This window comes from Mycolicibacter arupensis (genome assembly GCF_002086515.1).
Classification (GTDB): domain Bacteria; phylum Actinomycetota; class Actinomycetes; order Mycobacteriales; family Mycobacteriaceae; genus Mycobacterium; species Mycobacterium arupense.
Genome location: NZ_MVHH01000010.1, coordinates 13,142 through 32,962, shown reverse-complemented (window position 1 = coordinate 32,962; position 19,821 = coordinate 13,142). Strand labels below are relative to the sequence as shown.

Sequence of the window (19,821 nt, the reverse complement as noted above, 5' to 3'; positions counted from 1 at the left end):
TTCGTGCCACGCGCTACCCTCACCTGGACTCGTTCACACGCCCGGCCGAGGATTGGGGAGTGCCACTGTGTTGCGGCGACGTGGTGTCCTGGCCGGAATCGCAACGGTGACACTGGCGGGGTTGCTTGGCGGCTGCGCCAACACCGATTCGTGGGTGGATGCCGCGCCCGCGCCGGGCTGGCCCGCGCAATACGCCGACGCCGCCAACAGCAGCCACACCGACACCGCCGGGGCCACCGATCTGCAGTTGGACTGGATCCGTTCGGTCAAGGGCGAGTTGGGAGCGCAGCCTGCCCTGGGCGTCCACGGCTGGATGATGCTCAACGCGCAGACCGAAGACGGTTGTTCGTTGATGCAGTGGGAGAACGCCGACCGCGGTCGGCAGCGCTGGTGCACCCGACTGCATCAGGGCGGCGGGTTCTTCGGCCCGCTGATCGACGGCTTCGACAACGTGTATGTGGGGCAGCCCGGCGCCATGCTGTCGTTTCCGCCCACCCAATGGATCCGCTGGCGGGCCCCGGTGATCGGAATGCCCTCGACACCGCGGATCCTCGGGGATGGTCTGGTGCTGGTCGTGACACACCTGGGTCAGGTACTGGTGTTCGACGCACATCGCGGCACCGTGGTGGGCACCCCGTTGGATCTGGTCGACGGAATTGATCCGACAGATTTCCGGCGTGGACTGTCCGACTGCGCCGCGGCTGGACCAGACTGCCCCGTCGCGGCCGCTCCGGCATTCTCCGCGGAGAGCGACATGGTGGTGGTGAGCCTGTGGCGGCCCGGCGCCAAGGAGTCGGAGCTGGTGGGTCTGCGCTACCACCCTGGCGGTTCCCCATTGCTCACCCAGGTGTGGAACAGCGACGCCGTAGCGGCGGGAGTGCTGGCCAGCCCCGTACTGTCCGCCGACGGCGCGACGGTCTACGTCAACGGACGCGACCAACGTCTGTGGGCGATCAACAGCGCCGACGGCAAGGCGAAGTGGTCCGTGCCGCTGAAGTTCTTGGCACAGACGCCCCCCGCGGTGACGCCCGGCGGATTGATCGTCTCCGGCGGCGGCCCCGACACCGAACTGGTCGCCTTCGCCGATCGCGGTGACTACGCCGAGCAGGTGTGGCGCCGCGAGGATGCGGCGCCGCTGTCGTCATCGAGCCTCGCCGGGAAGGCGGGCTATACGGTGGTCGCGGGCACCAGCCTGGGCCCTGCGGGTTTGTCGCTGCTGGTGTTCGACCCGGCCGACGGGCACACGTTCAACAGCTACCCCCTGCCCGAGGCGCGCGGGTTCCCGGTCGGGGTGTCGGTGGGCCACGACCGGCGGGTGGCAGTCGCCACCAGTGCCGGCCAGGTGTTCAGCTTCGCCCCGGTCTAGATTTCACAGAGCCAGCGGCGGGATCGCCGTGCGCGGCACCTTCACCGAGGTGGCGCCGGCGCTCATCGGCAACAGTTCGCCGGGCGCGAAGTAGAAGATCACCTCGTCGTTGGTGATCGCGAAGTTCTGATAGTGCGCCGGGTCCAGCCCCGAGCCCGGGGAGATCAGGATCGCCGGCACTCCGGTCTGGCGTTCGAGATCGCGCTGCACGACCGGGAAAATGACCTCCAGCGCCTTGCTGTTGGGCGCGAACAGAGTCTCGAAGGTGATGGGCTTGCGCGTCGCCAGATCGTAGTTGAAGGACTGGTACCAGGTGGACGGCTGCGGGCCACCCAGATCCTGGAAGATCTTGAGCACGACGCTCTGAGTGCCTTTGGGCGCCTGCCCCGAACGGTGCTGCTCAGATGTGGCGTCCATTTCGTAGGGCATATCCCGTGTTCCGGGCGATTTGGCCACGGTCAAAAACCCGTCGCGGTTCTGCACCAGGTACTCGGTCAGGCTCGCCTGATCCGGATAGTCCACGGGAAACCGCATGTCCAGGGTGTAGCTGGCGTTCGACGAGTGGACGTGACACTGGCCGGAGTCCAGCGTGCCGCCCAGCTCGGCACAGGGCGAAATCGCAGTAGCCGACGGTATGCCCGCCGTGCCCAGCCAGCTGCTCAGTGCACCACCCGCCACGAGAGCGGCAACCAGAATGCGCATTGTCGGTGTGTCTCGCTTTGTCTCGACTTGCCGTGGCAAGCAGGAATGGCCCCGAGACGACAGCCTACCGGGCCGGTCAGCGCGAGGGGCGGCAGATGAATGCAACCGCCCGGGCCGCGGCTCCCGTCCCGATCCGGGTGATCACGACTGACAGCGCCGCCGCCCCGCGTAGGCGCAGCCGGCGGCGCAGCGCGTCGGGATCGGCCTGCACGTCGCGCACACCCCGAACCAGGATCTCCAGCGCGCCGCAGTCACGGGCGATCAGCACCTGGCGAAGACGCTTCTCGCTGTAGGCCAAGGTCTCGAGCACCTCGAATCCGCGCACTCCCTCGGGCAGGTGGTCGCCGGAGAGGTAGGCGATGTCGGGGTCGAGCTGCCAGAGTCCGTGCCGGGCGCCGTAGTGGCGGACCAGTCCGGCCCGCACCACGGCGCCGTCCGGATCGATGATCCAGCGCCCTGCCGGGCGGACGTCGCAGTCGGGCGGATCGGCGTCGGTGATCTGCTCGTCGCGGTCCAAGATCGTCGCCCGACGGCGTACGCCGGGTTCGGTCATTCCGGGCGACCACAGGCAGGCCTCCCGTACCGACGCGCGCCAGGAGGTGACTTCGATCTCGCCGTGAAATCCGAGTTGCCCGACCTTGTCGAAATCTATGCCGGGAGCTGCCTTGACCACGAGTTCGCGGTCCCGGTAGGTGTCCAGCAAGCCGTCCAGTGCGGGCTGGTAGTCGGCCGGATCGAAGCGCCGCCGTCCCCCACCACGCCGGCCCGGATCGGCCAGCACCACGGTGCCACGGCTCACTGGTGCCAGCGCATCGGCGCGGACGACACCCGCACCACCCACATTGCGGCGCGCCATCGCCAGCCGCACCGGATCCAGGTCGCTGCCCAGCACCCGGGCCTCCAGCTCGACCAACGTGGCCAGTTCGGTGCCGATCGAGCAGGTCACGTCGTGTACGGCGGAGCCCGCTGCCACGCGCACGATCCGGCGGGCCCGGTGGCGTGCCACCGCTGCGGCACTGGCCTGCTGCAGCGCTTCGTCGGTGAACAGCCACGATGCCGTGCCGGGAAGCTCGGCGAGCTTGGCGCCGGCACGGCGCCGCAGCAAGACGGTCTCGACCAATGCGGGTGTCCGGTCGCCGAATCGGACGCGCAGTGCGGCGATGTCGGCGATTCGGGTGACGTCGGTGAGCGCGAAGTCGGCGACCTCGGCCAGGGCCGCGGTGCCGGTCGCCGAACTCAGGTAGCCGACGTCGCCCAGGGTGAAGCGGAAGCCACCGGTCAGGAGGGCTTCACCCCGGTGATCATCACGTTGTAGAACCAGCCCTTGGGCACGACGCGGCTCAGGATGTTGGCGTCAACCCAGCTCAGCGTTGTCCAGCTGCGGAAGGCGAATCTCGCCCACTTCCAGCCCAGCTTGCCCGGCGGCACGGTGGACTCGAAGGTGCGCACCGGCCAGCCCAGCATGGCGGCGGTGAATTCTTCGCTCGCGGTGCGCACCTCGACCGCCCCGGCGTTGGTGGCCATCCGCTCCAGGTCACCGGGCTCGAAGGTGTGCAGGTCGACGATCCATTCCAGGGCCGCTGCCCGCGAGTTCTCGTCGAGCTCCTCCTGCGGCCGACGCCACGAGCCCATACCGGGCAGCTTCATCGCGGCCACCGTGGTCTTCCAGGTCAGGTCGGCCAGCCGGCGCGCATAGAAGTTGCCCACGGTGGTGGGCTCACCGGCGAAGATGAACCGGCCGCCGGGCTTGAGCACCCGGACCACCTCACGCAGCGACAGTTCGACGTCGGGAATGTGGTGTAGCACCGCGTGCCCGACCACAAGGTCGAAGGTGTTGTCCTCGTACGGGATGCCTTCGGCGTCGGCGACCCGGCCGTCGACCTCCAAGCCCAGGGCCTGACCGTTACGGGTGGCGACTTTGACCATCCCGGGTGACAGGTCGGTGACCGAGCCCCGGCGCGCGACTCCGGACTGCATCAGATTGAGCAGGAAGAACCCGGTTCCGCAGCCCAGTTCCAGCGCCCGGTCATAGGGCAGGTTGTCGCGGTCGGCGGCAGGCACGATGACATCAAAGCGGCCCCGGGCGTAGTCGATACAGCGCTCGTCGTAGGAGATCGACCACTTCTCGTCGTACTGCTCGGCCTCCCAGTCGTGGTAGAGCACCTGGGCAAGCTTGCTGTCGTGCCGCGCGGCCTCCACCTGTTCTGCGGTGGCGTGCGGGTTCGGCGTGGGGTCCGTACTGGTCATGGTAGGTCAGCCTAATAGGTGGTATCGGCACGGTGAAGCCGGGCGCAGCGGTGCAGATGCCACGCCCGGCTTCCACCTGCCAACTCAGATCGCCAGGGCGGTCAACAAGTCGCCCAGCACCTCTGTGGCGTCGGCGCTGCCGACGTCGCCCAGGGACCCGACGATGGTGTCGAACACCGCCTGCGGGAACTCCACGAGTGCCGCGAACACGTCGCTGAAGCCGGTCTGCAGCGCGGCGAGGATGTCGGCGGGGTCACCGCCCAAGATGGCCTCCCAGACGTGCCAGCTCGCCATCTGCGGCACGGTGATCAGGTCACGGAAGTCGACGAACAGCCCGGTGAGCAGCCCCGGATCTTCTGCGACCTCGGTGCCGTTCCAGCTGACCAGCGTCCAGCCGTCGGTCGGGTTGCCCTCGACCACGACCTGGCCCGTGTTGGGCAGCCCGCGGTCGCCGGCCAGCGTCTCCAGGAACAAGCCCCAATCGGGGTTCTTGACGTTCATCATCGTCCACGCCATGATCGCCGCGCCGTGCGAGAACGCGACGTCGGGTCCGGCGCTGTCGGGGTTCGCCTGGCTGTTGTCGTAGATGGTCTGGATGGCGCCGCTGTAGTTGTCCTGGAACGCCATGCCGTTGGGGTTGACGCTCGAACCCAGCATGGGCACCCAGTACGACCCGGTCATCCACGCGATGGTGGGCAGGAGGTAGAGCAGGCCCGGGATCGTGCCGCTCTGCCCTTCGAGCCACCCGGCGTTGATCTCACCGAGCCCGGACAGGATCTGGCTCGGGTCCAGCAGCGGGGTGGGGCCACCCGGAATCTCGTTGTAGTCACTGTTGCCCGCCAGCAACTGAACCAGCGGCCACGCCGTCTGCTGCGCTCGCAGGAACTCCGATGCGTACACCGCGCTGATGTCGTTGTCGCCACCGTTGTACAGCTGCTCACCGACGGTGATCGCCTGCTGCTCGCCGATCTCGGTGAGCGGGGCACCCGGCGGTGTCGTCCCGAGGTAGCTGGTGACGTTCTCCGTCGATTCCCCGTGCCGGATGAGATCCAGCACGATGTCCGCTGCGGTCAGCTGGATCTCGAAGGCGCGGGCCGCCGGCCCATGTACCTCGGGTAGGACCACGGTGACCGGGGAGACGGCGACGGCACTGGCGCCGACGAGAGTCAATCCGGCGGTGATCCACGGGCGGGTGTAGTGCATGGCGTTCCCCTTCAGCGAGTAGGTTCCGTTACGCTCCGACGCGTAGCGCAATACTTAGCTGAAAGTAAACCGTTGTTTTTCCTATGTCAATGCTTAATCCGCGGGACCGCTGAGATTCGCCAGGCGGCCCCGCCGGCACGCTAGCCGAGCAGCGCGCCGGTGATGGTGTCGAAGACGGCCTGCGGGAACGCCGCGAAGGCCGCGAACACGTCGTTGAATCCGGTCTCCAGCGCGGCGGCGATCTCCGCCTGGTCGCCACCCTGCAGCGCCTCCAGGATGTGCCACGTCGCGATCTGCGGCGCCACGTTCAAGTCCCGCCAGTCGACGAACAGCCCGGTCAACAGGTCCGGGGTCGCCGAGACTTCCTGGCCGCCCCAGCTGACCAGTGTCCAGCCGTCGGTGGGGTTGCCCTCGATGACGACCTGGCCGGTGTTGTCCAGCGGGTTGTGGGTGTCGAGCAGTTGGCTCAGGACCAACCCGAAGTCGGGGTTCTGGACGTTCATCAAGGTCCAGATCGAGATCGTTCCGGCGTGCGCGAACACCGCATCGGCGAGCGGGTTCTCCGGGTCGGCGACGGTGTTGTTGTAGATGGCGTCGATCGCATCGGTGACGCGGTCGTTGAACGCCACGCCGTTCGGGTCGATCGACGAGCCCAGCATGGGCACCCAGTAGTGGCCCAGTGCCCACATGAAAGTGGGCAAGGCGTAGGCGATCTGGGTGATCAGGTTGAGTTCCTGGCCCTCGAACCATCCGGCATTGATCTCGTTGAGCCCGGAAAGGATGTTGACGTCCATGCCCAACAGCTCAGCCAGCGGCAGCGCGGTGTCCTGCGCCCGGATGAACTCCGAGGCGTAGATGCCGGCGAGCCCGCCCGGGAACGCGGCATCGATCAGGGGCGCCACGGCCTCGGCCTGCTCCTGCCCGAGTTCGGTGAGCGCGGCGCCCGGCGGGATGGTGCCCAGGATCCCCTCGAAGTTGTCCACTGACTGGCCGTGGCGAATCATGTCGATCGTGATGTCCTGGGCGGCCAGCAGGATGCCTACCGAGACCGCCGCGGCCTGCGGCACCACAACCGGAGTGGCCGCTATGGCACCGGCGCCCATCAGCGCGACGGCGGCGGTGGTCAAGGGACGGATGGCAACTGACTGCATGGTGTGTTCCTAACGCCGACATCGTGGCGGCCTTCGCCGCTGATGACTGGACGTTAGCTGATAAAAACGTGAAAGGAAACCGATACTGCGCCAAGCCTGGTGGGCGTGGCGGCTACTGCCCGCGCGCGGAGGATTCCATTCCGGTGCCGAACAGTTGGCCGTAACGCCGTTGGTCGGCGACCGCCCGCTCGGCCGGCGGAACCGTCCCGAGGGAATCGATGGAGGTCTTGACCGCGGCCAGCGCCGACGCCGACGTGTCGACAAAACGGCGCGCCCAGCCGACGGCGGCGTCGTAGACCCCGTCGGGGGCCACCATGTCGTCGACCAGGCCCAGGGCCAGCGCCTCTTCGGCATCGAAGAACCGGCCACTGTAGGCCAGTTCTTTGGCCCGGCTGGCGCCGACGGTCTGGGCCAGGCGCGCCAGGCCACTGCCGTCGGGAGCGAGGCCGGCCAGAATCTCGGTGGCCCCGAACTTGACGTTGTCGCCACTGACCCGCCAGTCCGCCGCCAGCGCCAGCGCCAGACCACTGCCCAGCGCATAGCCGGTGAGAGCTGCCACCGTCGGCTTTCCGATTGCCGCGACAGCGGCAACGGCCTCGTGCCGCACCCGGGCGAATACCTGCGCCTCGGCCGCGATCAGGGTCCGCAGTTCAGGGACGTCGTCGCCAGCGCAGAAGATCTCGTGACCGCCGTACAGCACCACTGCGGCGACGTCGTCGCGGGCCGACACCTCGGCCGCTGCCGCGGCGATCTCCCGGTAGACCTGCCGGGTCATCGCATTGGTCGGCGGCCGAGAGATCAGCAGCGTGGCGATCCGGGGTTCCTCGGGATCGCCGTGCACCGAAACGAATTCACTCATCAGGGCCAACGCTTCCCACGAGCGGCGTTGTAACGCTCGGAGTTGAAGAACTCGATCTCCCAGTTGTCACCGCGGCGAGCCAGGTTCGGCTGCACCACCACGATCTGGCGTTCCACCGCCATCACCGCCTCCACGCTGCGGCCGACCAGCGAATCAAGCTGCGTCCAGGTCGGCGGCAACAGGAAGCTTCTGCCCGCCGCGAAATCCTCGATCGCGGCCTCGGGAGTCAACCAAGCGGCGTGATCGGACTCGGTGTTCTCGCCGTCCGCGCGCTGCCCGACCGGCAGTGCGCCGACAAAGAAGTACGTGTCATAGCGGCGGGTGCGCTCGGCCTCTGGGGTCACCCAGTTCGCCCAGGGCCGCAGCAGTTCGGCATGCAGCATCAGATTCTCGCCGCGCAGGAAGTCGGCGAATGACAGCTCCCCGGCGGCCAGCGCACGTCGGGAATCGGCATACACCGAGGCATCGGAGACGACCCGGTCGGAGGCATCGGCGGGACCGGCGAACAGCACCCCGGATTCCTCGAACGTCTCCCGCGCCGCGGCGCAGACCAACGCGGCGGCCAGATCGACATCGACGCCGAAACGCTGCGCCCACCAAGCCGGGTCCGGCCCGTGCCAGGCGATGTCGGTGCTGCGATCGCGGTCGTCCACGCCGCCGCCGGGAAACACCATGACTCCCGCGGCGAACTCCATCGCGGCATGGCGGCGCATCAGGAACACGTCGAGGCCGCCGTGTCCCGGGGCAGCCGCATCGGCGCGCACCAACATGACGGTCGCGGCGGGCCGAGCCGGCAGTGGAGGTTGCTGGGGGTCGTTCATACGCGCCTCCGGTGAGCGGCTCGACTACGGGTCCGGCGCGCGAAATAGCGGCCATCGATGACGTCCACCGAGATTGATTGACCGAACGTGGCCGAGAGATTCTCGGCGGTGAGCACATCCTCGAGCAGCCCGGCGGCCACGGCACGGCCCTCGGCCAGCAGCAGGCAGTGACTGAAACCGATCGGTATCTCCTCGACGTGGTGGGTCACCAGCACGATCGCGGGTGCGTCGGGGTCGGCGGCCAGATCACCCAGGCGTGCCACGAGTTCTTCGCGCCCACCCAGGTCCAGCCCTGCCGCCGGTTCGTCGAGCAGCAGCAGCTCGGGATCGGTCATCAGCGCGCGAGCGATCAGCACTCGCTTGCGCTCGCCTTCGCTCAACGTGCCGTAGGTGCGATCGGCCAGGTGTTCGGCGCCCAGGCTCTCCAGCAGGTCGACTGCGCGCTCATGGTCGACGGCGTCGTAGCGTTCGCGCCAACGCCCCAACACGGCGTAGCCGGCTGAGATCACCAGGTCACTGACCGTCTCCCCGCCGGGTATCCGCTGCGCCAGAGACGACGAACTCAAGCCGACCCGGGCCCGCAGCTCGGTGGTATCGACCCGGCCGAGCTGTTCACCCAACACGTAGGCCACACCCGAGGACGGGTGCTCGGTCGCGGCGGCGATCCGCAGCAAGGACGTCTTGCCCGCGCCGTTCGGCCCGATGATGACCCAGCGCTCGTCGAGTTCGACCGACCAGTCCAGCGGCCCCACCAGAGTGCGCCCGTCACGGCACAGCGATATGCCCTCAAAGTGGATCAGCAGATCCTGATCGGCCCCGGTTGCGGGTGCGAAACGTCCGGTGTCGGGCACGGCCCTATCGTGCCGCATCGCGGCTCCTTGGCCACCGACCGGGGTGCTGGTAGTCGGGAAGTTCTTGGCGCTGAACTTCTCCCAGCACATTCACAATTGCGCTGTTGTAACGTCTGGCACGGCTGCCCCACATTGTCTTTTTTGCCTTACCTCAGGGAGATCTGATGTCCCGGATGTTCAGTGCGCTCGCGATCGGCGTTGTCGGCACCGGCCTTCTCGCCGGCCCTACTCCTGCCGACGCCGCGGCCCATGCCGTCCAGCCGATTCAGCTCACCGGCGCCGACTCGCCGCTCGGCGGCGGAACTGCTCTGATCATGGGTGGCAGCGGCATGCCAACACCGGGACCCGGCTACGCGGACCTGGTCAATGAGCTCTACCTGGCACCGCTCGGTTTCACCGGCGCCACCCAGATTCTGACCACCCCCGAAACGCTCTACCCCTTCCTGGGCGCCTTCACCGGGACGTTCGACAGCTCCGTGGAGCAGGGCACCCAGATCCTTGAGGCCGCGATCCTCGACCAGATCGCCGGTGGCCAGGTCGACGCCGACAATCCCGTCGTCGTGTTCGGCTGGTCGCAGAGCGCGGTGCTCTCATCGCTGATCATGCAGCGACTCGCCGATCAGGGCGTGCCCAGCGATTACCTACATTTCGTACTGATCGGCGACGAGAGCCTCCCCAATGGCGGAATGCTCTCCCGCTTCGACGTGCCTACAGGCAGCTACCCCGAATTCCCCAGCGTCGGATTGACGTTCAGCGGGGCAGCGCCCGCCGACCTGTACCCCACCACCGTCTACACCAACGAGTACGACGGCTTCGCCAACTTTCCGCAGTATCCGATCAACTTCTTGTCCACCCTCAATGCCGTGATGGGCATCATCTTCGCCCACACGACCTACCTGGGGCTGAGTCCCGACGACATTGCCAACGCGGTGCTCCTGCCGACCTCGAGCCCCGACCTGCTCACCGACTACTACATGATCCCGGCCACCACACTGCCTCTGCTGGCTCCCCTGCAGCTGCTGCCGTACATCGGAAATCCGTTGGTGGATCTGCTGGAGCCGGCGCTGCGTGTGCTGGTGAATCTGGGATACGGCAGCATCGAGCACGGCTGGAGCCCCGGATTCGCCGACGTACCCACGGGAGTCGGATTCCTGCCGGAGCTCGCTGTCCTGCAACAGGTTCCAGAAGCACTCGTGGAGGCCGTGCACAAGGGCATCACAGATTCCCTCGACACCCTGATGGATCCATCGAACTACGCCTACACGGTGCCGGAGTGGGCCGAGCAGCTGATGAGTCTGGGCGGTGTGCTGGACGGCGGTGAGACCTCCGCCGGGGTCACGGTGCCCACCACATGGGATGACCTCTTCGGGACATTCCCTCCGCACACGGGCTACCCGCCGTTGGACATGCTCAGCGCCGTGTTGTTCAACCTGCCTCAGTACAACTACGACATATTCACGGCCGAATTGGCCGACGGCAACCTGTTGGACGCGATCGGCGTCCCGCTTGCCGCCGACATCGGCCTGCTGCCGTTGGTGCTGCTCGGCGCCCTGCTCTGAACCGCGAGCCGCTAGGGAATCTCGACACGGCGCAGCAGGCCGTCGTGTGCGTCGGCCGCCTCGATCTCTGCGCGCGTGACGCCGAGCAGGAACAGCACGGTGTCCAGGTACGGATAGCTCAGCGACGCATCGGCAACCTCGCGCAGCGCCGGCTTGGCATTGAACGCCACGCCCAGCCCGGCAGCGGACAGCATGTCGATGTCGTTGGCGCCGTCCCCGACAGCCACCGTCTGTTCCAGGGGCACGCCGGCCGCAGCGGCGAACTCCCGCAACGACTCAGCCTTCCCGGCCCGGTCCACCACCGGGCCGGTCACACGGCCGGTGAGTCTGCCGTCGACGATCTCCAGCTCGTTGGCCGCCACGAAGTCCAGCTGCAGCTCGGCCGCCAGCGGCTCGATCACCTGCCGGAAGCCGCCGGACACCACGCCACATTTGAAGCCCAGCCGGCGAAGGGTCCGAACCGTGGTGCGCGCACCGGCAGTCAGCTCGATCTGCTCGGCCACCTCGTCGACCACACTGGCGGGCAGGCCGGCCAGGGTAGCCACCCGGTGGTGCAGCGACTCGGCGAAGTCGAGTTCGCCGCGCATGGCGGCCTCGGTGATCGCCGCGACCGCGTCCCCGGCGCCGGCCCGCTCGGCCAGCATCTCAATGACTTCGCCCTGAATCAGCGTGGAATCGACGTCGAAAACAATCAGACGCTTGGTCCGGCGCGACAGGCTGGCATCCTGAAATGCCACGTCCACCTGCTGCTGCGCGGCGACCCTGCTCAGCGCGGACTGCAACCGGCCCGCTGCGCCGTCCGGCACTGAGATCCGTAGTTCCAGGCCCGTGACCGGATAGTCGGACACGCCCCGGATCATGTCGATGTTGGCGTCGATCTCCGCGATCTCGTGCGCCAGTGCCCCCAGCGCGGTGGCCGCCACCGGCCGGCCCAGCACGACGATCCGATGGGTGGACGGCGCGGCGATGATCGGTGCGTCGTCGCTGCGTTCGATCGTGACGTCCAGGCCGACGCCATGAATCGCCTCGGAGACCTCGTCGGCAAGCACTTTTCCGTCGGCGACCTCCGGCGATACCGCTACCAGCACACCGAGGGTCAGGCGGCCCCGCACCACGACCTGTTCGACGTTGAGTAACTCGACCTGGTGTCGCGACAGGACCTCGAACAGCGTGGATGTCACGCCAGGCTGATCGACACCGGTGACGGTGATCAGCACTGGCACCTTGGGTGCGCTCACCCGCGGCGGGCGCCCGGAACGGCCGGGCGCCGCCTCTGCACCACCGGGCTCATCAAGCGTGCGCGGATTCTTGCAGCTCTTCGCCGGCGTGACGGCCGACGTGAGCCTCGGCGCGCAGCCGATCAACCATGTGCGGGTAGTGCAGCTCGAACGCCGGACGCTCCGAACGGATCCGGGGCAGCTCGGTGAAGTTGTGCCGAGGCGGCGGGCAGCTGGTCGCCCACTCCAGGGAGTTGCCGTAGCCCCACGGGTCGTCGACCGTGACGACCTCGCCGTAACGCCAACTCTTGAAGACGTTCCACGTGAAGACGATCATCGACGACCCGAGGATGAAGGCCCCGACGGTGGAGACGATGTTGAAGGCGGTGAAGCCGTCGGTGGGCAGGTAGTCGGCGTAGCGCCGCGGCATGCCCATGTTGCCCAGCCAGTGCTGGATCAAGAACGTGGTGTGGAACCCGATGAAGGTCAACCAGAAGTGCAGCTTGCCCAGCCGCTCATCGAGCAGCCGCCCGGTCATCTTCGGGAACCAGAAGTAGATCCCGGAGAACGTCGCGAACACGATGGTGCCGAACAGCACGTAGTGGAAGTGCGCGATCAGGAAGTAGCTGTCGCTGACATGGAAGTCCAGCGGCGGGCTGGCCAGCATGACACCGGTCAGACCACCGGCCATGAAGGTGACGATGAAGCCGATGGCAAACAGCATCGGGGTCTCGAAGGTCAGCTGCCCTCGCCACATGGTGCCGATCCAGTTGAAGAACTTCAGGCCGGTCGGGATGGCGATCATCAGCGTCATCAGGGAGAAGAACGGCAACAGCACCGCGCCGGTGGCGAACATGTGGTGGGCCCACACGGCGACCGACAACCCAGCGATGGCCAGCGTTGCGTACACCAGCGTGACGTAGCCGAAGATCGGCTTGCGCGAGAAGACCGGGAACACTTCGCTGACGATGCCGAAGAACGGCAGCGCGATGATGTACACCTCGGGGTGCCCGAAGAACCAGAACAGGTGCTGCCACAGCAGCACACCGCCGTTGGCGGAGTCGTACACGTGCCCGCCCAGGTGCCGGTCGACGGCGAGGCCGAACAGCGCCGCGGTCAGCAGCGGGAAGACGATCAGGACCAAGATCGAGGTCACCAGGATGTTCCAGGTGAAGATCGGCAGCCGGAACATGGTCATGCCGGGGGCACGCATGCAGACCACGGTGGTGATCATGTTCACCGCACCCAGGATGGTCCCCAGACCACCGACCGCCAGGCCCACGATCCACAGGTCACCGCCGGCGCCCGGCGAGTGCACCGCGTCGCTGAGCGGGGTGTACGCGGTCCAGCCGAAGTCGGCGGCACCACCGGGGGTGATGAAGCCGGCCAGCGCGATGGTCGCACCGAACAGGAACAGCCAGAACGAGAACGCGTTGAGGCGCGGGAAGGCCACGTCCGGGGCGCCGATCTGCAACGGCAGGATCAGGTTCGCGAACCCGAACACGATGGGCGTGGCGTAGAACAGCAGCATCACCGTGCCGTGCATGGTGAACAGCTGGTTGAACTGTTCGTTGGACAAGAACTGCAGGCCCGGCACCGCCAGCTCGGTACGCATCAGCAGCGCGAGCAGGCCACCGATCAGGAAGAAGCCCATGCACGCGACGACGTACATGATGCCGAGCAGCTTGTGATCGGTGGTGGTGAGCACCTTGTAGATGAGGCTGCCCTTGGGGCCCATCCGCGCAGGGAAGGGCCGACTGGCCTCGAGTTCTGCGCGCGGGGGTGCTTCGGCGGTCAAGATTCCTCCAAACATGGGCAACCCGGGAAACTTGATCGAATCCTAACCCCGCGCGCAGTCCCCTCGGTATAGGCCTCCTACAAACCGTCGTATTCGGCTTCTCGAGGGACCTGCCGCCGCGGGTGTTAACGTCACCGCGTGACCAGGGTGGACCGGCGAGCGATGTCAACGGCGACACTTGCCGTGATCTTTCTCACGGCCGCCGGCTGCGCGGGCGAAAAGCCAGAAACCTCCCCCACCTCGGTGTCCACCACCACGACGATGGTCGCGGGGGCCGGTGTTCTCGGCAATGACCGGCGGCCCGACGAGGCTTGCGCGGCCGAGCCCGCGAACCCAGATCCCGGTCCCCCGATGCGTTGGGTCCACAACGCTGCCGAGGTGCAGCCCTCCGGCGTCGAGGTCCCCGAGCAGCCCGAGCGCATCGTGGTGCTCTCCGGGGACCAGCTCGACACGCTGTGCGCCCTGGGACTGCAGTCTCGCGTGGTCGGCGCCGCGCTGCCCGACGACAGGCAGAGCCAGCCCTCGTATCTGGGGGCCGTGCTGCACGGTGTTCCGGCGGTGGGCTCGCGCAGCACGCCCGACACCGGCGCCATCGCCGAGTTGCACCCGGATCTGATCCTGGGCGCCCAGGGCCTGACGCCGGGCTACGAGGAACTGGCCTCGATCGCACCCACCGTGTTCACCGGCGCACCGGGTGCGGCCTGGGAGGACAACGTGCGCGGTGTCGGCGCGGCGACCGCGCGCACCGAGGCCGCCGACCACGTGCTGGAGAAGTTCAGCGCGGACGCGGCCGAGACCCGTGAGGTCAGCGACGCGACTCACTTCCAGGTGTCGGTGGTGGAGCTCACCGACAGCAGCCTGCGGGTGTACGGGGCTTCGAGCTTCGCCGCCAGCGTGCTCAAGTCCGTCGGCGTGGACCGGCCGCCGCTGCAGCGATTCACCGACCAGCCCTACATCGAGATCGGCGCCAGCGAGTCCGATCTGGCCGGCCGCGCAGATTTCTCGGCGGCCGACGGCGACATCGTTTACGTGTCCTTCGCCTCACCGGCAGCCAAGGCCCGCGCGGCGACGGTGTTCGACAGTGTCGCCTGGCGGCGGCTCGCGGCCAATCGCGACAGCCGGGTCTTCGTCGTCAACAACGAGGTCTGGCAGGCCGGACAGGGCCCGATCGCCGCGCGCGGAGTGGTCGAAGACCTGCGTTGGGTGAACGCTCCGATCAACTAGCCGGCGACGTACCGCGAAGTTCCTGCGGCTGCCGCGGTGAGCAGGGTCACCGCATCATGGCAAAGAACTTTGCTAGACTATCTTTTTTGATTCCCGCGCAGATCCGAAGAGGTTTATTCGACGATGAGCACCGTTTCCGCCTATGCCGCCACCGCGTCCGACGCGCCGCTGACCAAGACCACCATCACCCGGCGGGACCCCGGTCCGCACGATGTTGCGTTCGACATCGCGTTCGCCGGTATCTGTCACTCCGACATTCACACCGTCAAGGGTGAGTGGGGCCGCCCGCGCTATCCGGTGGTGCCCGGCCACGAGATCGCCGGCGTCGTGACCGCGGTCGGGTCCGAGGTGACGAAGTTCAAGGTCGGTGACCACGTCGGCGTCGGCTGCTTCGTCGACTCCTGCCGCGCATGTGCCAGTTGCGAGGCCGGGCTGGAGCAGTACTGCACCGGTAGCGGAATGGTGGGCACCTACAACGCCGTGGGCCGCGACGGCCAGCCGACCTACGGCGGCTACAGCGGGGCGATCGTCGTCGATGAGAGCTACGTGTTGCGCATCCCCGACGGCATCCCACTCGATGCCGCCGCACCGCTGCTGTGCGCCGGTATCACCCTGTATTCGCCGCTGCGGCACTGGAATGCCGGCCCCGGCAAGCGGATCGCGGTGATCGGACTGGGCGGCTTGGGCCATATGGGCGTGAAGCTCGGCGTCGCGATGGGCGCCGAGGTCACGGTGCTGTCGCAGTCGCTGAAGAAGATGGAAGACGGCTTGCGTCTGGGTGCGCAGCACTACTACGCCACCTCAGACCGCGACACCTTCAAGAAGCTGCGGATGAACTTCGACGTCATCCTCAACACCGTCTCGGCCAACCTGGACCTGGGCGCCTACCTGAATCTGCTCAAGGTCGACGGCACGCTGGTGGAGCTGGGCATGCCCGAGCACGACATGTCCGTGCCGCCGTTTCCGCTGGCGGGCATGCGGCGCAGCCTCTCGGGATCGATGATCGGCGGCATCGCAGAGACGCAGGAGATGTTGGACTTCTGCGCCCAGCACGATGTGCGCCCCGAGATCGAGGTGATCGAGCCGGACTACATCAACACCGCCTACGAGCGGGTCCTGGCCTCCGACGTGCGCTACCGCTTCGTCATCGACACCGAGTCGTTGCGGAGCACCTAGCACCCGAGCTTCACCCAGCCCCTCGCCGAACGTGCACTGAGACCGAAATATTCGCGCAATCGCCGGTCTGAGTGCACGTTCGGTGAAGTGCGTCGCTTACACGTAGCGGTTACGTCCGGCCAGTGCGCCCGCCAGGGTCTGCACCAGGTAGACGGCCAGCATCATCAACCAGGGCACGGTCCACCCGCCGCTCACATGATGGAGCAGGCCGAACAGGAACGGGCCGATACCGGCAAGCAGATAGCCGAAGCCCTGCGCCATGCCCGACAGGTTCGCAGTGTCCTGAGCGTCGCGGGCGCGCAGCGCAATCACGGTGAGCGCCAACGAGAAGACGCTCATCCCCAGGCCCACCAGCACGCTCCACAGCAGGGGTGCGGCCGCCGGCGCGATCAGCAGGCCGAGCATGCCCGCAATTCCGAGGACACCCAGCCCGACGATCCAACCGCTCTGGCTTTCACGACGTGCGGCCAGCGGCGACACGATCAGACTGATCGGCACCGCAATCAGCGAGATGAGCCCGAGCAACAGGCCGGCGCGCGTCTCGCTGGTTCCGTTGTCTATGAGCACCTCGGGCAGCCAGCCCATCACCACGTAGGCGAGGAACGATTGGGTGCCGAAGAACAGGGTGACGGTCCAGGCCAGTTTGCTGCGGAGCAGCGATCGCCCCTTGGCCAGCGCCGTCGGCGCGGACGCGTCAGGCCGCTCGAAGCCGCGGGCGCCGACCACCCAGGCGGCCAGCGCCAGCAAGGCCAGTGCACTCCACGCTCCCAGAGCCGATCGCCAGCCCCCCAGGGCGCCGTCGAGGACGGGGGTGACCGCCGAACCCAGCGCCCCTCCCCCTTGCAGTGCCGCGGTGTAGATCCCGGTCATCAACCCGACCTGCGCAGGAAAAGACCCTCGAATGATCACGGGGATCAACACGTTGATCAACGCGATTCCAGCGGTCGCCACGAGGGTGCCGCCCAGGACCACCAGGGGCCCATCGCACACCCGGATCAGCAGTCCTGCGACGAGCGTGAGCAGTGCCGCTGAGACGGTGCGGCCCAATCCGATCCGGCGGGACAGCCAGGGCGCCGCCAGGCCGGCTCCGGCGAAACACAGGCCCGGCAATGTGGTCAGAACCCCGGCCCACGTGTCGGAGGTGCCCAACGCGGCCCGGATCTCGGGGAGCAGCGGGCCGACGCTGGTGATGGCGGGGCGCAGGTTGAGCGCGGTCAACACCACCGCGACGGTCAGCAGAGCGCCGCCGGCCACCTTCGTCGCAGGCCGGAACTCGGCGGCGCCCTCGAGCTCCAGTTCGAGGTCATGTTCGTAGCCGCCGCGCGTTTCGGTGCGGGGTGTGCGGGTCACCTAACGTAGGATCGCATACATCCGATGATTGGATGAAGGGAGGACGCTGTGCCGTTGGTCACCACCCGCCGCACCGGTCTGGTAGATCAGGTGATCGAACAGCTGCGCGCCTCGGTCACCGGCGGCGAATGGCCGGTCGACTCACGTATCCCGCCAGAACCCGAGCTCGCTGAGGCGCTCGGCGTCGGCCGCAACACCGTGCGCGAGGCGGTGCGAGCGCTGGCCCACAGCGGCATCCTGGAGGTTCGTCAGGGCGACGGGACCTACGTACGTGCGACCAGCGAGGTCTCCGGCGCCGTGCGCCGGCTGTGTGGCCCCGAGCTGCGCGACGTCCTACAGGTGCGACGTTGCCTGGAGGTGGAGGGCGCGCGCCTGGCCGCAGCCGCCCGCACCGAGGAGGATCTGGCCGAGCTGCGCACATTGTTAGACCGACGCGACGACTATCAGCAGCAGGGTCGGCACGACGACTTCGTCCGCGCCGATACCGATTTCCATCTCGCGGTGGTCCGGTGCTCGCACAATCCGGTGTTGACGGAGTTGTACTGCGGGCTCACGGAGGTGCTGATGGCCAGCGTGGCCACGACAAGCGCAAAACCGGTGGAGGCCGACCAGATTCGGCATCGGGGCCTGGTCGAGGCTATCGCCGCCGCGGACGTCGAAGGCGCCGGGCGCGAGGCCGGCGGCTTCCTCGACGAACTGTTGGAGCAATTGCCGCCGGACTGAGTCGCTCAGTCGCGCCGCAGCCCCAGCACGCTCAGCAACTCCGGGCGCCGCAGGATCAGCCCGATCCATGTCAGCACTCCGATACCCACCGCCATCACGATCGGAACAACCGGCAACTCGTCGGCATGCAGGTTGATCGTCACCGCGCCGCCAAGGTATGCGGTCAGGCCCAGCGCCCCCAGCACCGCGGTGCGGGGAATCAGGAAGAGAACCAGGCACACCAATAGGACCCAGCCGATCACCGCGGTCTTGTCCGGGGAGAAGCCAAGTCCTTCCACGGCTTCGCGGGCAAACGACACACCCAGAATCTTCGGGATGGCGTCGAAGGCGAAGAACACCCCCAGCAGGCCCGTGATCACCGCTCCGGCGATCCACGCCCGGGAACGGCGCGGCGTGGTGTGGTCAACGTTGGTGCTCATGATGGCCTCCTGATCTCAAGAGCCGACCTGTGCCGTCGCTCAGAACTCCCAGTCCTCGTCTTCGGTGACCACGGCCTTACCGATGACGTACGACGATCCCGAACCAGAGAAGAAGTCGTGGTTCTCGTCGGCGTTGGGCGACAGCGCCGACAGGATCGCCGGGTTCACGTCGGTCTCCTCGCGCGGGAACAGCGCCTCATAGCCGAGGTTCATCAGCGCCTTGTTGGCGTTGTAGCGCAGGAACTTCTTGACGTCCTCGGTCAGGCCGACGTCGTCGTAGAGGTCCTGGGTGTACTCGACCTCGTTCTCGTAGAGCTCGTAGAGCAGGTCGTAGGTGTACTCCTTGAGCTCCAGCTGCTTGGCCTCGTCGACCAGGGCCAGGCCCCGCTGGTACTTGTAACCGATGTAGTAGCCGTGCACCGCTTCGTCGCGAATGATCAGCCGGATCATGTCGGCGGTGTTGGTCAGCTTGGCACGGCTCGACCAGTACATCGGCAGATAGAAGCCCGAATAGAACAGGAAGCTCTCCAGCAGCGTCGAGGCCACCTTGCGCTTGAGCGGCTCGTCGCCCCGGTAGTACTGCATGACGATCTCGGCCTTGCGCTGCAGGTTCGGGTTCTCCTCCGACCAGCGGAACGCGTCGTCGATCTCGCTGGTCGAGCACAGCGTGGAGAAGATCTGGCTGTAACTCTTGGCGTGCACCGACTCCATGAACGCGATGTTGGTGTAGACCGCCTGCTCGTGCGGGGTCAGCGAGTCCGGGATCAAACTCACGGCGCCAACGGTGCCCTGGATGGTGTCCAGCAGGGTCAGCCCGGTGAACACCCGCATGGTGAGTTGCTTCTCGTGGTCGGTCAGGGTTCCCCACGACGGCAGGTCGTTGGAGACCGGCACCTTCTCCGGCAGCCAGAAGTTGCCGGTCAGGCGGTCCCAGACCTCGGCGTCCTTGTCGTCGTGCACTCGGTTCCAGTTGATGGCCGAAGTGCGGTCGATCAGCTTCACATTTTCGGACACCAGAACCCCATTTCACCTGCGGAAAATCTAGGCTTTCGACACTACCCCTGGGGTGAGACGACGGGCCGCAACACAAGTTCTTGTGTTGCCGTGTCGCTTCTCCGATTCCGGACACCAGCCCGCCACACCCTGGACGCAGCT

General features: G+C 67.1%; 18 protein-coding genes. 5 read left to right on the top strand and 13 right to left on the bottom strand.

All coding sequences use genetic code 11. From position 1 onward, the window contains the following. Nucleotides 1-67 precede the first annotated feature (67 nt). Nucleotides 68-1,366, top strand: a complete 1,299-nt coding sequence (locus BST15_RS07030) for an outer membrane protein assembly factor BamB (protein WP_046686346.1) — start codon at nt 68-70, stop codon at nt 1,364-1,366. A gap of 3 nt (nt 1,367-1,369) precedes the next feature. Here the strand turns inward: BST15_RS07030 and BST15_RS07025 are convergent, their stop codons facing one another. The 8 genes from BST15_RS07025 to BST15_RS06990 all read right to left on the bottom strand — a co-directional run bounded on the left by BST15_RS07025 (nt 1,370) and on the right by BST15_RS06990 (nt 9,218). Then, nucleotides 1,370-2,068 carry an esterase gene (locus BST15_RS07025; protein ID WP_046187720.1) on the bottom strand — a complete coding sequence of 233 codons (699 nt, stop codon included), beginning with the start codon at nt 2,066-2,068 and terminating at the stop codon, nt 1,370-1,372. A 76-nt stretch (nt 2,069-2,144) separates the two neighbouring features. After that, nucleotides 2,145-3,350, bottom strand: coding sequence for a THUMP-like domain-containing protein (locus BST15_RS07020; RefSeq protein WP_157861714.1), 1,206 nt, complete (start codon nt 3,348-3,350; stop codon nt 2,145-2,147). After that, complete coding sequence (locus BST15_RS07015) at nt 3,347-4,315, bottom strand: class I SAM-dependent methyltransferase (protein WP_046187718.1); 969 nt, start codon at nt 4,313-4,315, stop codon at nt 3,347-3,349. The genes BST15_RS07020 and BST15_RS07015 overlap by 4 nt, the downstream gene beginning before the upstream one ends. An 84-nt stretch (nt 4,316-4,399) precedes the next feature. Further along, nucleotides 4,400-5,518 (bottom strand): histidine phosphatase family protein, encoded by a 1,119-nt coding sequence (locus tag BST15_RS07010; RefSeq protein WP_046187793.1) that lies wholly within the window; start codon nt 5,516-5,518, stop codon nt 4,400-4,402. Nucleotides 5,519-5,658: 140 nt separating this feature from the next. Further along, a complete protein-coding gene (locus BST15_RS07005; protein WP_046187717.1) occupies nt 5,659-6,669 on the bottom strand; it encodes a histidine phosphatase family protein in 1,011 nt (336 codons plus the stop codon). Nucleotides 6,670-6,781: 112 nt separating this feature from the next. Continuing rightward, a complete protein-coding gene (locus tag BST15_RS07000) occupies nt 6,782-7,528 on the bottom strand; it encodes an enoyl-CoA hydratase (RefSeq protein ID WP_083070878.1) in 747 nt (248 codons plus the stop codon). Next, complete coding sequence (locus BST15_RS06995; RefSeq protein ID WP_046187715.1) at nt 7,528-8,349, bottom strand: NUDIX hydrolase; 822 nt, start codon at nt 8,347-8,349, stop codon at nt 7,528-7,530. Before BST15_RS06995 ends, BST15_RS07000 begins: the two co-directional genes overlap by 1 nt. After that, nucleotides 8,346-9,218 (bottom strand): ABC transporter ATP-binding protein, encoded by an 873-nt coding sequence (locus BST15_RS06990; protein ID WP_046187792.1) that lies wholly within the window; start codon nt 9,216-9,218, stop codon nt 8,346-8,348. The genes BST15_RS06995 and BST15_RS06990 overlap by 4 nt, the downstream gene beginning before the upstream one ends. A 146-nt stretch (nt 9,219-9,364) precedes the next feature. Between BST15_RS06990 and BST15_RS06985 the strand changes: the two genes are divergently transcribed. Next, the gene (locus tag BST15_RS06985; RefSeq protein WP_046187714.1) at nt 9,365-10,759 is read left to right on the top strand and encodes a PE-PPE domain-containing protein; all 1,395 of its coding nucleotides are present in this window, start codon (nt 9,365-9,367) and stop codon (nt 10,757-10,759) included. 11 nt (nt 10,760-10,770) lie between these two features. Here BST15_RS06985 and serB read toward each other — a convergent pair whose 3' ends face one another. Beyond that, nucleotides 10,771-11,997: a phosphoserine phosphatase SerB gene (gene serB, locus BST15_RS06980; RefSeq protein ID WP_046187713.1), complete on the bottom strand. Its 1,227-nt coding sequence runs from the start codon at nt 11,995-11,997 to the stop codon at nt 10,771-10,773. A 52-nt stretch (nt 11,998-12,049) separates the two neighbouring features. Then, complete coding sequence (gene ctaD / locus BST15_RS06975) at nt 12,050-13,774, bottom strand: aa3-type cytochrome oxidase subunit I (RefSeq protein WP_046187791.1); 1,725 nt, start codon at nt 13,772-13,774, stop codon at nt 12,050-12,052. A 162-nt stretch (nt 13,775-13,936) separates the two neighbouring features. Here ctaD and BST15_RS06970 point away from each other — a divergent pair, with 162 nt between their 5' ends. Then, complete coding sequence (locus tag BST15_RS06970; protein WP_046187712.1) at nt 13,937-14,998, top strand: iron-siderophore ABC transporter substrate-binding protein; 1,062 nt, start codon at nt 13,937-13,939, stop codon at nt 14,996-14,998. 123 nt (nt 14,999-15,121) lie between these two features. Continuing rightward, on the top strand, nt 15,122-16,174 hold the full coding sequence (locus BST15_RS06965; RefSeq protein ID WP_046187711.1) for an NAD(P)-dependent alcohol dehydrogenase: 1,053 nt from the start codon (nt 15,122-15,124) through the stop codon (nt 16,172-16,174). A gap of 96 nt (nt 16,175-16,270) precedes the next feature. On the opposite strand, the gene BST15_RS06960 is transcribed toward BST15_RS06965, so the two are convergent. Then, entirely contained in the window at nt 16,271-17,524 is a 1,254-nt protein-coding gene (locus tag BST15_RS06960; RefSeq protein ID WP_109370677.1) for a CynX/NimT family MFS transporter, read from the bottom strand. Nucleotides 17,525-17,572: 48 nt separating this feature from the next. On the opposite strand from BST15_RS06960, the gene BST15_RS06955 reads away from it, so the two are divergent. Then, complete coding sequence (locus BST15_RS06955) at nt 17,573-18,247, top strand: FadR/GntR family transcriptional regulator (protein WP_046187710.1); 675 nt, start codon at nt 17,573-17,575, stop codon at nt 18,245-18,247. Nucleotides 18,248-18,252: 5 nt separating this feature from the next. On the opposite strand, the gene BST15_RS06950 is transcribed toward BST15_RS06955, so the two are convergent. Both BST15_RS06950 and nrdF read right to left on the bottom strand, forming a co-directional pair. Next, on the bottom strand, nt 18,253-18,666 hold the full coding sequence (locus BST15_RS06950; protein ID WP_046187709.1) for a DoxX family protein: 414 nt from the start codon (nt 18,664-18,666) through the stop codon (nt 18,253-18,255). A 39-nt stretch (nt 18,667-18,705) separates the two neighbouring features. Next, nucleotides 18,706-19,680, bottom strand: coding sequence for a class 1b ribonucleoside-diphosphate reductase subunit beta (gene nrdF, locus BST15_RS06945; RefSeq protein WP_109370678.1), 975 nt, complete (start codon nt 19,678-19,680; stop codon nt 18,706-18,708). Nucleotides 19,681-19,821 lie beyond the last annotated feature (141 nt).

Bases quoted from the DNA above. Each gene is read 5' to 3' on its own strand.
- BST15_RS07025 (WP_046187720.1), bottom strand. From the start codon at position 2,068: ATGCGCATTCTGGTTGCCGCTCTCGTGGCGGGTGGTGCACTGAGCAGC.
- BST15_RS07005 (WP_046187717.1), bottom strand. From the start codon at position 6,669: ATGCAGTCAGTTGCCATCCGTCCCTTGACCACCGCCGCCGTCGCGCTG.
- BST15_RS06990 (WP_046187792.1), bottom strand. From the start codon at position 9,218: ATGCGGCACGATAGGGCCGTGCCCGACACCGGACGTTTCGCACCCGCA.
- BST15_RS07000 (WP_083070878.1), bottom strand. From the start codon at position 7,528: ATGAGTGAATTCGTTTCGGTGCACGGCGATCCCGAGGAACCCCGGATC.
- BST15_RS06950 (WP_046187709.1), bottom strand. From the start codon at position 18,666: ATGAGCACCAACGTTGACCACACCACGCCGCGCCGTTCCCGGGCGTGG.
- BST15_RS06995 (WP_046187715.1), bottom strand. From the start codon at position 8,349: ATGAACGACCCCCAGCAACCTCCACTGCCGGCTCGGCCCGCCGCGACC.
- BST15_RS07015 (WP_046187718.1), bottom strand. From the start codon at position 4,315: ATGACCAGTACGGACCCCACGCCGAACCCGCACGCCACCGCAGAACAG.
- BST15_RS06985 (WP_046187714.1), top strand. From the start codon at position 9,365: ATGTCCCGGATGTTCAGTGCGCTCGCGATCGGCGTTGTCGGCACCGGC.
- BST15_RS06970 (WP_046187712.1), top strand. From the start codon at position 13,937: ATGTCAACGGCGACACTTGCCGTGATCTTTCTCACGGCCGCCGGCTGC.
- BST15_RS07010 (WP_046187793.1), bottom strand. From the start codon at position 5,518: ATGCACTACACCCGCCCGTGGATCACCGCCGGATTGACTCTCGTCGGC.
- BST15_RS06965 (WP_046187711.1), top strand. From the start codon at position 15,122: ATGAGCACCGTTTCCGCCTATGCCGCCACCGCGTCCGACGCGCCGCTG.